General features: G+C 69.5%; 11 protein-coding genes. 6 read left to right on the top strand and 5 right to left on the bottom strand.

Annotation, left to right across the window (positions count from 1 at the left end; all coding sequences use genetic code 11):
• Positions 1-1840: TRAP transporter large permease subunit (locus Q0L89_RS03210; RefSeq protein ID WP_296762501.1), on the top strand; the 1840-nt coding region annotated here is incomplete at its 5' end.
• Between the two features lie 130 nt (positions 1841-1970).
• On the opposite strand, the gene Q0L89_RS03205 is transcribed toward Q0L89_RS03210, so the two are convergent.
• The 3 genes from Q0L89_RS03205 to Q0L89_RS03195 form a co-directional block, all read right to left on the bottom strand.
• Positions 1971-2792, bottom strand: a complete 822-nt coding sequence (locus Q0L89_RS03205) for an arginyltransferase (protein ID WP_296762500.1) — start codon at positions 2790-2792, stop codon at positions 1971-1973.
• 140 nt (positions 2793-2932) lie between these two features.
• Complete coding sequence (locus Q0L89_RS03200; RefSeq protein ID WP_296762498.1) at positions 2933-3367, bottom strand: DUF2852 domain-containing protein; 435 nt, start codon at positions 3365-3367, stop codon at positions 2933-2935.
• A 120-nt stretch (positions 3368-3487) separates the two neighbouring features.
• Positions 3488-3955, bottom strand: coding sequence for a YbaK/EbsC family protein (locus Q0L89_RS03195; protein ID WP_296762496.1), 468 nt, complete (start codon positions 3953-3955; stop codon positions 3488-3490).
• A gap of 83 nt (positions 3956-4038) precedes the next feature.
• Between Q0L89_RS03195 and Q0L89_RS03190 the strand changes: the two genes are divergently transcribed.
• The gene (locus Q0L89_RS03190; RefSeq protein ID WP_296762495.1) at positions 4039-6834 is read left to right on the top strand and encodes a glutamine-synthetase adenylyltransferase; all 2796 of its coding nucleotides are present in this window, start codon (positions 4039-4041) and stop codon (positions 6832-6834) included.
• On the top strand, positions 6831-7100 hold the full coding sequence (locus tag Q0L89_RS03185; RefSeq protein ID WP_296762494.1) for a hypothetical protein: 270 nt from the start codon (positions 6831-6833) through the stop codon (positions 7098-7100). Before Q0L89_RS03190 ends, Q0L89_RS03185 begins: the two co-directional genes overlap by 4 nt.
• A 19-nt stretch (positions 7101-7119) precedes the next feature.
• Here the strand turns inward: Q0L89_RS03185 and eda are convergent, their stop codons facing one another.
• Together eda and edd are read right to left on the bottom strand one after the other, a co-directional pair.
• Positions 7120-7764, bottom strand: coding sequence for a bifunctional 4-hydroxy-2-oxoglutarate aldolase/2-dehydro-3-deoxy-phosphogluconate aldolase (gene eda / locus Q0L89_RS03180; RefSeq protein ID WP_296762493.1), 645 nt, complete (start codon positions 7762-7764; stop codon positions 7120-7122).
• A gap of 73 nt (positions 7765-7837) precedes the next feature.
• A complete protein-coding gene (edd, locus tag Q0L89_RS03175) occupies positions 7838-9646 on the bottom strand; it encodes a phosphogluconate dehydratase (protein WP_296762492.1) in 1809 nt (602 codons plus the stop codon).
• A gap of 194 nt (positions 9647-9840) precedes the next feature.
• On the opposite strand from edd, the gene Q0L89_RS03170 reads away from it, so the two are divergent.
• The 3 genes from Q0L89_RS03170 to Q0L89_RS03160 form a co-directional block, all read left to right on the top strand.
• Entirely contained in the window at positions 9841-10503 is a 663-nt protein-coding gene (locus Q0L89_RS03170; protein ID WP_296762490.1) for a DUF6778 family protein, read from the top strand.
• Between the two features lie 37 nt (positions 10504-10540).
• A complete protein-coding gene (locus Q0L89_RS03165) occupies positions 10541-11737 on the top strand; it encodes an RSP_2647 family RNA methyltransferase (RefSeq protein WP_296762489.1) in 1197 nt (398 codons plus the stop codon).
• A partial coding sequence (locus Q0L89_RS03160) for an RSP_2648 family PIN domain-containing protein (protein ID WP_296762488.1) occupies positions 11734-12139 on the top strand: 406 nt, incomplete at its 3' end. The genes Q0L89_RS03165 and Q0L89_RS03160, both read left to right, overlap by 4 nt.

The raw sequence follows: 12139 nt of genomic DNA, 5'->3' as shown, positions 1-12139 counted from the left end.
GTTCCTGGCCGCTTCCACCGGGATTGTCGGCGCCACCGTGGTGACCATGGGACTGCTGTCACTGCCGACCATGCTGCGCAACAACTATTCACCCGAACTGGCCACCGGGGTCATCGCGGCGTCCGGCACCCTTGGACAGATCATTCCGCCGTCCATCGTGATCGTTCTGCTGGGCACGCTGGCGGGCGATCTGTATTCCACCGCGCAGGAAAACCGTGCCCAACTGGCGGGGTGCGGCGACGCGCTGACCTACCTGGGCAAGCCGGCCGTGGTGTCGGTGGGCACCCTTTTCCAGGCGGCGCTGCTGCCCGGTATCCTGATCGCGGCGCTCTATGCCGCCTATGCGTTCGGGTATGCGCTGCTCAACCCGACCAAGGCACCTGCGGTGCAACTGGGCGTGGCCAACCACGAGCCGATTACCCGTGGCGAGGCGCTGACGTGGTTCCTCGGCGTGCCGCTGGCGCTGGTCGGCGGGGCGGTCATGCTGGGCCAGGTCGGCATGATCGGGTCGCAGGACATCACCGTGAGCAGCTTCTCGGACATGGGCGAGACCGCGTCCCTGCGCACCAATGTCGGCGATGAATGCAAGGCTTCGATGATCGATCTGCACGGCCAGGAGGCATGGGATACCGCGGTGGAAGAGCAGGCCCGCATCGACGCGCAGACCGACGAGGAGGGCATGCAGCGCCGCACCGAGGCCGAGATGGAGGCCGCCGGTGCCGCCGCCGTCGCCAACGCCGCGCCGGTGGGCACCGGCGTTGCGGTTCTGGCGCTGATGCTGGCGCTGACCCTGACCACCGCGCGCGGCGTGGCGCCCTCGGCCGATGTGCGCCCGATTGCCATCGGGCTGGCCGGCGTGGCGCTGATGATACTCGTCGATGTCGCGTTTATGGGGCCGCTTACCAGCCCGGGGGTGAGCTGGCTGCTGCTGGCGATTCCCGTGGCGATCGCGGTTTACGGGTGCCGGTACGCGGTCGAGCGGCTGGCGCGCAACGAACTGATCCGCGTCGTGTTTCCGCCGCTGGTGCTGATCGTGGCGGTGCTGGGGTCGATTCTGGGCGGAATCACCAACCCCACGCCCGCAGCCGCGCTTGGTGCCGCCGGGGCGCTGATGCTGGCGGCCTACCGACGGCTGCGCGACGAGGAACGGTCTGGCAAGATCATCATCCGGGCCACCTTCGCGCTGATCGTCATGCTGCTGGTTGGGATCAATTTCGACCTGCGCATCAACAACGACTCGGTGTCGGTGGAAACTTGGCTGGCCTTCATTGTGGCTTATGGCGCCTACCTCTTTACGCTGTTCGGGTTGCTTTACGCCTGCTGGACGCTGTTGCGCGCCCATATCCTCAAGCCGATCGTGCGCGAGACGGCGAAGGTCACGAGCATGGTGTTCACCATCCTGATCGGGTCGCAGATGCTGAACCTGGTGGTGATCTCGTTCGGGGGCGAGGACTATATCCAGAAGTTCCTGCAAAGCTTCGACAGCGAATACCGCGTGTTCCTGATCGTGATGCTGGTGCTCTTCTTGCTGGGTTTCGTGCTGGATTTCCTCGAAATCATCTACATCGTGATCCCGATCGTCGGGCCGGTGATCTATGGCGGCACCTTCGACCCAAGCTGGGTGACGATCATGATCGCGGTGAACCTGCAGACCTCGTTCCTGACGCCGCCATTCGGGTTCGCGCTGTTCTACCTGCGCGGGGTGGCCCCCAAGGAGGTGACGACCGCTCATATCTATCGCGGTGTTGCCCCGTTCGTGCTGATCCAGGTTCTGGGGCTGGCCATCCTGTGGTACTTCCCGGCCATCGTCACCATCGTGCCCGACCTGATCCCGAACTAGCAGCGCGTGGCGCGCCCGCGCCCGCGCCCTTCGCAGGGGCGCGGGCGCCGCGCGCTCGCACGGGCCATTGCCCGCCCGCCCCAAGCCGACGGGTGGTGATCGAACCGGAATGGAAGGACGGGACGGCCCGTTATCCCTTGGCGGGGCGGCTGCCCGGCAACGAGATGTTGGCGACCTGCTCGGCGATCGGGTCGGTGCTCAGCGGATGCGTCTCGGCCTTGTAGTCGGCCGGGTCGCGCATCCGCTCCCAGGCGCCGCGGCGATGCACTTCCAGCCCCGAAAAGCGCGCCTTGTATCCCATCTTGTCGCTGCCCGGCACCCAGTAGCCGAGATAGACGAACGGCAGGCCCGTCTCGCGCGCGATCTGGATATGGTCGAGGATGATGTAGGTGCCCAGGCTGTCGCGCGGCCGGTCGGGGGCGTAGAACGAATAGACCATGCTGACCCCGTCATCGAGGATATCGGTCAGGCACACCGCCACCAGTTCGCCGCTGTCGGCATCGCAATACTCGATGACGCGGGTGCGTACCGGGGTTTCCTCGATCATCGCGGCGAATTCGAACACGTCCATGTCGGCCATGCCGCCATCGGCGTGCCGCTCCGCGAGGTAATGGCGAAACAGGTCGTACTGTTCTTCCGTGGCCCAGGGCGAGGTCACGCGGCGCGCGATTATGGTGCGGCGATTCCATGTGCGCCGCTGGCTGCGGCTGGGCCGGAAATCCTCGACCCGGATGCGCGCCGACATGCAAGCCGCACATTCCGCGCAGGACGGGCGATAGAGCACGTTCTGCGAGCGGCGGAACCCCTGTTTGGACAGGCTGTTGTTCAGGCTCTCGGCAGTTTCCCCTTGCAGCGCGGTGAACAGCTTGCGCTCCATGCGGCCCGGCAGGTAGGGGCATGGCTGCGGCGCGGTTACATAGAACTGCGGGGCGACGGGAAGAGTGTGGCGCATGTGTCTCGATCAGGGGTTTTCGCCGAACGATAACAACGATGCGACAGGGCGCCAAGCGCGGATATCGGTGGCGGCGAACAAAAAAGCGCCCCGCCGGTGCGATACCGGCGGGGGCGGGCGGCGCGGCCGGGGGGCCGCTGTCAGCTGTCGGGCTGGTCCTCGGGGGCAGCCGCGGTCGTGGCGGCGGCGGCCTTGCGGCGCTCTTCCATGAAGGCGTCGAATTCGGCCTTGTCCTTGGCCTCGCGCAGGCGCTGGAGGTAACCCTCGAACTGGGCCTGTTCCTCTTCCAGCCGGCGCAGGGTGTCGGCCTTGTAGGCGTCGAAGGCGGCGTTGCCGGTGAGGCCCGGTCCAACCGGGGCGGTGCGGGCAGAGTGGCGGCGGCAGGCGGAACCGGACATGCGACTGCTCCAGATCATGTAGAAAAGAATGGCGAGGCCAACGGGCCAGAACAGGATGAAGCCCAGCACCATGAGCGTGATCCACGCGGCCCTGCCGCGTGCGTCGAGCCAGGCAATGGCGCTGTGGACCCATCCGGTAAAACCGTTGGTCGAGGTGGTGGTGGTGGCGGCGGTCATCGGGAAACTCCTTGCTGGAAGCGTTGGAACAGGTATGTGAAGACCTTTTACATCCCCAAAGATCGTCATCCCGCGCGGTTCTTGCAAGGGGTGATGTGAACATTTTTTACATTGCCCGCCTCACGGCGTGAAATCGCCGATCTGCGCGCCGGTCACGCGCACCAGCTCGGCCGGGTCGACGCGGAAGATGTGGTGCGGGGTGCCCGCGGCGGCCCACACTTCGGGAAATTCCAGCAAACGCGGGTCGATGAAGGCGCGGATCGGTTGCGTGTGCCCCAGCGGCGCCACCCCGCCGATGGCAAAGCCCGTCTGTGCGCGCACCTCGGCCGCGTCGGCCCTGTCCAGCGCCTCGCCCGCCAGCGCGCCGGCCTTGGTCGCGTCCACGCGGTTGCCGCCGGCGGTCAGGAAAAGCACCACCGCGCCGCTTTCCCTGCCGCGCAGGATCATCGACTTGGCTATCTGGTCCAGCGCGCAACCGGCCACTGCGGCGGCCTGCTCGGCGGTGCGCGCCTCGCCAAGCGCGACGATCTCGGTCTCCATGCCTGCGGCCTCCAGCGCGCGCTCGACTCGTCTGCGGCTCTTGCTCATCCCTTTTCCTCCCGCGATTTGCGCCAGTATTCCAATCCTTTGGGTCATTGACCAGCTCTCGATCCCGCCGCATTCTCGCTGCCATGGCATTTGCATCGCGCATGACCCGCTGCCCCGACCCGTTCGAGCCCGAGCGCGGCGCCGAGGCGCGCGCCTGCCTGCCCGACCTGAGCGGGCAGGTCGCCGACCTGATCGACGGGGCAGGGGGGTGCAGCCCCTACCTCAAGGGCCTCATCGAGGCCGAGCACGACTGGCTCGCCGAGGCGCTGGACGACCCCGAAGCGGCGGTCGAGACGCTGCTGGCGGCGCTGCCCGAGGTGGCGCCCGACAAGATGGCCAGCCAGTTGCGCGTGGCCAAGCGGCGCATCGCGCTGCTGACGGCGCTGGCCGATCTGGGAGGCGTCTGGCCGCTGGAAACGGTCACCGGCACGCTGACCCGCTTTGCCGATACGGCGGTCGCGCTGGCGCTGCGCACCACGGTGGGCGCCGAGATCAGGCGCGGCAAGCTGCCCGGGGCTGGGCCCGAAGATGCCGAGACCGCTGGCGGCATCGTGGCGCTGGCCATGGGCAAGATGGGGGCGTTCGAGCTCAATTATTCCTCGGATATCGACCTGATCTGCCTGTTCGACGAAACCCGGTTCGAACGCGACACCTATGACGAGGCGCGCGCCAGCCTAGTCCGGGCGACCCGGCGCATGGCGACGATGCTGTCGGACCAGACCGCCGAGGGCTACGTGTTCCGCACCGATCTGCGCCTGCGCCCCGACCCGTCGGTGACGCCCGTGTGCATGGCGATGGCCCGCGCCGAGGCCTACTACGAAAGCCTCGGCCGCACCTGGGAGCGCGCCGCCTACATCAAGGCGCGCCCGGCGGCGGGCGACATCGCGGCGGGGGAGCGGTTCCTGGACACGATCAAGCCCTTCGTGTGGCGCAAGCACCTGGATTTCGCGGCCATCCAGGACGCCCACGACATGCGGCTGCGCATCCGCGAGCACAAGGGGCTGGGCGGGCCCATCACGCTGCCCGAGCACGACATGAAGCTGGGCCGCGGCGGCATCCGCGAGATCGAGTTCTTCACCCAGACCCGCCAGATCATCGCCGGCGGGCGCGACCGCGACCTGCGGGTGCGCGGCACCGAGGCAGGGCTGGAGGTGCTGGCGCAAAAGGGCTGGATCCCGGAGGATGTCGCCGACGCGCTGACCCGTCACTACCGCGCGCATCGCGAGGTCGAGCACCGCCTGCAGATGCTGCGTGACGCCCAGACGCACGCCCTGCCCGCGACCGGGGAGGGCTTCGCGCGCCTCGCGGCGTTCATGGGCCAGCCGGTGGCGGACCTGGAATCCGACCTCATGGCGCGCCTGCAAGAGGTACACGAGATGATCGAGGGCTTCTTCGCCCCCGAAAGCGCCGCGTCGCGGCCGGGCCCCGAGACCGGCGATCTCGATACCTCCATCATCGAGCGCTGGTACGGCTATCCGGCCTTGCGGTCGTCGCGCGCGGTCGAGATATTCGAGCGGCTCAAGCCCGATCTGCTATCGCGGCTGACGCGCACCGCGCGGCCCGACGAGGCGCTGCTGGCGCTTGACGGGTTCCTGTCGCGGCTGCCGGCGGGGGTGCAGCTCTTCTCGCTGTTCGAGGCCAACCCGCAGCTCATCGACCTGCTGATCGACATCGTCGGCACCTCGCCGGCGCTGGCGGGCCACCTGTCGGCCAATGCCGAGGTATTCGACGCGGTGATCGGCGGCGACTTTTTCGCACCCTGGCCGGGGGAGGAGCAGTTGCGCAACGATCTGGGCGCGGTCCTCGACGCGGTCGAGGATTACGAGCGCAAGCTCGACGCGGCGCGTCGCTGGGCCCGCGAATGGCATTTCCGCATCGGCGTACACCACTTGCGCGGGCTCATCGACGCGGGCCGGGCGGGGCGGCAATATGCCGATCTCGCCGGGGCGGTTCTGGCGACGCTCTGGCCGGTGGTCACGGCGCAATTCGCCATCCGGCACGGTCCCCCGCCAGGGCGCGGGGCCGCGATCATGGGCATGGGGTCGCTGGGGGCAAGCCGGCTGACGGCAAGCTCGGACCTGGACCTGATACTGATCTACGACGCGGGAGGCGTCGAAAAATCCGATGGGCGGCGCCCGCTGGACGCGCGGCAATACTATGCGCGACTGACCAAGGCGCTGGTCACGGCGCTGTCGGCGCCGATGTCGGAGGGCAAGCTTTACGAGGTCGACATGCGCCTGCGGCCCTCGGGCACGCAGGGCCCGGTCGCCACCGCGCTGGACAGTTTCCGCGACTACCAGATGACACAGGCCTGGGTGTGGGAGCACCTGGCGCTCACGCGCGCGCGCGCCGTCGCGGGCGAGGGCGCACTGGCCGACGATGTCGAGGAGGTGCGCAGCGCGGTTCTGCGCCTGGATCGGCCCCGCGACAAGGTGCTGGCCGAGGCGGCGGCGATGCGCGCGCGCATCCGCGCGGCGAAGTCGCCCGCGGGCCCATGGGATGCCAAGATCGGGCCTGGCCGGTTGCAGGATATCGAACTGGTGGCACAGGCCGGCGCCCTGCTGGACGGCAGTTTTTCGCGCGATACGCTCGACGGGTTGCGCGGCGCTGTCGCATGCGGATGGCTGGATGACGCGGACGGCGAAGCATTGTGCGATGCATACGGGCTTTGCTGGGCCGTGCAATCGGTGTCGCGGCTGCTCAGCGACAAGCCGTTGGACACCGAGGCGATCGGCGAAGGAGGACGGGCGATGCTGCTGCGCGAGACGGACTGCGAAGATCTCGACGCGCTCAGCGCAGCACTTGCGGCGCGAAGCGGGCAGGCGGCGCGCATCATCGACCGCGCCCTGCCCGAGCGCGCGCAGGAGGAAAGCCGATGAAGGGCGACGCGCTGGACCCCAAGGCGCTGATCCGCGAGGCTTACCGGATCGACGGGATCACCGAAAGCGATTGCCGGACGGTCTTCCTCGACTGGGCGCTCAGCCTACCCGAGGGCACCGACACGCAAGCGGCGCTGGCCGCCCTGATCGCACGCCATGCCGAGGCTGCCCCCGATCACCCGATGTCGGCGGTGCTGCGCGAGGGTAGAACGCGGATGGCACCGCCGCGCCGCCGCGGTGGCTGGCGGTCGCGTTCGCGCGATTGACGGGCAGCCGCCCGGTTGGTCAGCCGCGGGACAGGGCGGCGGCCTGTCCCGCCAGCGCCTCGATCGCGGCCCATTCGCCGCGATGGATGAGGCCCGGCGGCGCGACCCAGCTGCCCCCCACGCAGGCCACGTTGGGCAGGCCCAGGTAGCCGGGCGCGTTGTCGAGCCCGATACCGCCGGTGGGGCAGAACCGGACCTGCGGCAATGGCGCGGCCAGCGCCTTGAGCATCGCCGCACCGCCGGCGGGTTCAGCGGGAAAGAACTTCTGCACCGTGTAGCCGCGTTCCAGCAGCGCCATCGCCTCGGTCGCGGTGGCGGCGCCGGGCAGCAGCGGCAAGCCGGAGCTGGCATCGGCGGCGTCGAGCAGCGCCCCGGTCTGGCCCGGCGAGACGGCGAAGGCGGCGCCGGCGGCGCGCGCGCGCGCCATGTCATCGGGCGACAGGACCGTGCCCGCGCCCACCGTGGCGCCAGGCACGGCGGCCATGGCGGCGATGGCGTCAAGCGCGGCGTCGGTGCGCAGCGTGACTTCCAGCACCGGCAGGCCCCCGGCCACCAGCGCGCGGGCCAGCGGCGCCGCGTCCTCGGCGCGCTCGATCACCAGCACCGGAATCACCGGCGCGCGGCGACACAGCGCCTCGATGCGGGCTGAGGCGGTTTGGGTCATCTCGACCCCCGGACCGGTTGGCGATGGCGGGAGCCTCCGGCGGGGATATTTGCGGCCAGAAGAAACACGATTGTCATCGCACCACCCCGGCGCCGGTCGAGGCCGGGCCGACGCTGTTGCGAAAGACCTCGAACAGTTCGCGCCCGACGCCGGTGCCGTTGCCGGCCAGGTCGGGCGCGGCGGGGGTGCGGGCGTCTAGGTCGCCGGCCAGGGTATCGAGCGTGCCGGCGCGCGCGTCGAGCCGGATCACGTCGCCGTCGCGCAGCCGCGCCAGCGCGCCGCCGGCCCCGGCCTCGGGGCTGACATGGATCGCCGCGGGCACCTTGCCGCTGGCGCCCGACATGCGCCCGTCGGTAACCAGCGCCACGCGGTGCCCGCGGTCGAGCAGCACCGATAGCGTCGGGGTCAGGCCGTGCAGTTCGGGCATGCCGTTGGCTTGCGGTCCCTGGAAGCGGACCACGACGACGGTGTCGCGGTCCAACTCGCCGGCCTTGAACGCGGCCTTGACCGCGTCCTGGTCGTGGAAGATGCGCGCCGGCGCCTCGATCTGCATCAGGTCTTCGGCCACGGCGGAGGTCTTGATGATGCCATCGCCGAGGTTGCCGGCAAGGCGCCGCAGCCCGCCGCTGGGCTGGAACGGGTCGGCGGCGGGGCGCAGGATGCGGTCGTTGTGGCTTTGCCGCGGCCCTTCGACGTAGGACAGCCGCCCGGCGTCATCCAGTTGTGCCTCTTGCGTGTAGGCGTCCAGGCCGCGGCCCGCGACGGTGGTCACGTCGTCATGCATGAGGCCCGCGGCGCGCAGCTCGGCGATCATGTAGCCCAGGCCCCCGGCGGCGTGGAAGTGGTTCACGTCCGCCAACCCGTTGGGGTAGACCCGCGCCATCAGCGGCGTCACCGCCGAGATGTCGGCGAAGTCGTCTTGTGTCAGTTCGATTCCGGCGGCGCGCGCCATCACCGGCAGGTGCATCACCAGGTTGGTCGAGCCGCCGGTCGCCATCAGCCCGACGATACCGTTGACGAAGGCGCGCTCATTGAGGATGTCGCAGACCGGCCGGTAGGACGTGCCGAGCGCGGTCATCGACAGGGCGGTTTCGGTGCCGGCGCGGGTCAGGGCGTCGCGCAGCGGTGTGCCGGGGTTGACGAACGAGGCGCCGGGCAGGTGCAGGCCCATGAACTCCATCAGCATCTGGTTGGAATTCGCGGTGCCGTAGAAGGTGCAGGTGCCGGGGCCGTGATAGCTGGCCATCTCGGCGCGCATCAACGCGTCGCGGCTGGCGCGCCCGGCGGCGAATTCCTGGCGCACGCGCGATTTCTCGTCATTGGGCAGGCCCGATGTCATCGGACCCGCGGGCAGGAACACGCCCGGGATATAGCCGAACGTGGCCGCGGCGATCACCAGTCCCGGCACGATCTTGTCGCACACGCCAAGGTAAAGCGCCGCGTCGAAGGTGTTGTGCGACAGCGCGACGGCGGCCGAGAGCGCGATCACGTCGCGCGAGAACAGCGACAGCTCCATCCCCGTCTGGCCCTGGGTGACCCCGTCGCACATCGCCGGAACGCCGCCGGCGACCTGCGCGGTGGCCCCGGCTGCCCGCGCCGCGGCGCGGATCTGATCGGGAAAGTGCTCGAACGGCTGGTGCGCCGACAGCATGTCGTTATAGGCGGTGACGATGCCCAGGTTGGGCGCCCGCGTGCCGGCCAGCCTGTCCTTGTCGGGGCCGGCGGCGGCATAGGCATGGGCCTGGTTGCCGCAACTGAGGTGCGCGCGGCGCGGCCCGTCTTCGGCGGCGCGGCGCATCTTGTCCATGTAGCCCTGCCGACTGTCGCGGCTGCGCTGCGCGATCCGCTCGGTCACGCGCCGGATCGTGTCGTTCATCTGCATGGCGTGCCTCCTCGCGTGGCTCAGGGTATAAGCTGATAGCGGTAACGGCGCAAGCCCCGCACGCCGGGCCGCGCCGCGCGGAAGGCCGGGGCAGATGCCCTGCATTTGAACCGTATCCGCCGCAACCACGTCACAATCGTCGCGCAGTTTTCGGGACAAACAACAAAGGGTCAATAGCCCAAGGAGGATTGAGCATGGCATATCTTCGCACACTCGTTGCGCTTTGCGCGGGGCTGGGGCTGACGGCCTGCGCTTCGATCGAAACGGCAACACGCAACGCGCCGCTCGAGGCACCCGGACTGTCTGCCGCCGCGGTGGAGGACCGGGCGGTTTCGGTGGCATCCTACCAGGTCAAGGTGTCGCGCGAGCTGCGGGTTTCGGAGGCAAACAGCTATTACCCGTTCGGCGATATCGTCTGGCGCGGTGACCCGATCGGCGACCGGCACGCACAGGTGGCGGCGATCCTCGACGCGGCCATGGCCGGTGTGGCCGAAAAGGCCGACGGGTCGCGCGCGGCGGTGGTCGAGATCGAGTTGCAGCGGTTTCACGCGCTGACCGAAAAGACCCGCTACACGATCGGCGGCGTCCATTCGGTCAAGTTCACGTTGACATTGCGCGACCCCGAAACCGGTGCCCCGCTGATGGAGCCGCGCACCGTCAAGGCCGATCTCAAGGCCTATGGCGGCTCGAAGGCGCTGGCAGCCGAACGCGATGGCCTGACGCAGAAAGTGCGCATCACCCGGCACCTTGAAAACGTGATCCGGCAGGAACTGGTCGCGCCCGGCTCGGCCCCTCGCGGGGTTACCGATCGGGTGGCGGGGCTGGAAACCGGCGATCAGATCGGCGACGAAATCTGAGCTTCCCCACACGGCCAGCGGCGGGTAAGAGGGCGGTATGACACCGCCCTCATTGCCCGTTGTACGCCTGCGCCCCAAGACCAGGCCCCAAGCCATCCGGCATGGCTTTCCGTGGGTATATGACAATGAACTGGTCACCGACAGGCGCACCCGCGCGCTGACGCCCGGCAGCCTGGCGGTGCTGGAAGATGCCGATCGCGCGCCGCTGGCGCTGGTGGCGGTCAACCCGGTCTCGCGCATTATCTGCCGGGTGCTCGACAGCGACCCGGCGGCGCGGGTCGATGCCGACTGGTTCGTCGCGCGTCTAGGCCGGGCACTGGCGCTGCGCGAGCGACTTTATTCCGCGCCGTTCTACCGGCTGGTCCATGCCGAGGCCGATGGCCTGCCCGGCGTGGTGATCGACCGTTTCGGCGATTGCGCGGTGATCCAGCCCAACGCGGCCTGGGCCGAGGCGCATCTGGAGGCGCTGGCAGACGCGCTGGTTTCGGTGACCGGGGTGCACACGGTGATCAAGAACGCCGGCGGGCGCGCGCGGGCGCTGGAGGGGCTCGACGACAGCCCGGCCACCCTGCGCGGGCAGGCGCCGGGCGCCCCGGTGCCGGTGCCGATGAACGGCGCCACCTACATGGCCGACCTGACCGGCGGGCAGAAGACCGGCCTTTTCTATGACCAGCGCCCCAACCATGCGTTTGCCGCGCGGCTGTCGCAAGGCGCGCGGGTGCTGGATGTGTTTGCTCATGTCGGCGGCTTCGGGCTGGCGGCGCTGGCCGCCGGGGCGGGCGAGGTGCTGGCGGTGGACGGCGCGCAACCGGCGCTCGACCTGGCCCGCGCCGGGGCCGGGGAAACCGGCGTGGCAGAGCGTTTCGCGGTACGCCGGGGCGATGCGTTCGAAGCCATGGCCGCACTGGCCGAAGAGGGCCGGCAATTCGACGTGGTGATCTGCGACCCGCCCGCCTTCGCGCCGTCGAAATCGGCACTGGAAAAGGGCCTGCGCGCCTACGAGCGGGTGGCACGGCTGGCCGCGGCACTGGTGGCGCCGGGGGGCTTTGTGGGGCTGTGCTCGTGCTCTCACGCGGCCGACATGGGCCGTTTTCGCACCGCCTGCACCCGTGGCATCGGGCGCGCCGGGCGGAGCGCGCAACTGATCCACACCGGGCAGGCAGGCCCCGATCACCCGTTGCTGCCGCAACTGGCCGAGTCGGGTTACCTCAAGGCCCTGTTCTACCGGCTGTGAAGGTGCTTCTGGATACCTGCGTGATCTACCCCACGGTGATGCGCGAGATGCTGCTGGGGGTGGCCGCGCAGGGCGCGTTCACGCCGCTGTGGTCGGCGCGGATCATCGAGGAATGGGCGCGCGCGGCGCGCAAGCTGGGCCCGGCGGGCGAGGCGCAGGCGCGCGGCGAGGCGGCGATCCTGCGCACCCGCTGGCCGCGCGCCGAGGTTGCGGTGCCCGAGGCGCTTGAGCGTCGCCTGTGGTTGCCCGACCCGGCCGACCGGCACGTTCTGGCGGCGGCGGTAGCCGGCTCTGCCGAGGTGATCGTGACGCTCAACGCGCGTGATTTTCCCCGCAACATCCTTGCCGAGGAAGGGCTGGCGCGATCCGATCCCGATGGGTTCCTGAGCGGCATCCGCGCCG

This window comes from Sediminimonas sp. (assembly GCF_024637375.1).
Taxonomy (GTDB): Bacteria; Pseudomonadota; Alphaproteobacteria; order Rhodobacterales; family Rhodobacteraceae; genus Sediminimonas.
This window is presented reverse-complemented; position numbering and strand designations above follow the sequence as displayed.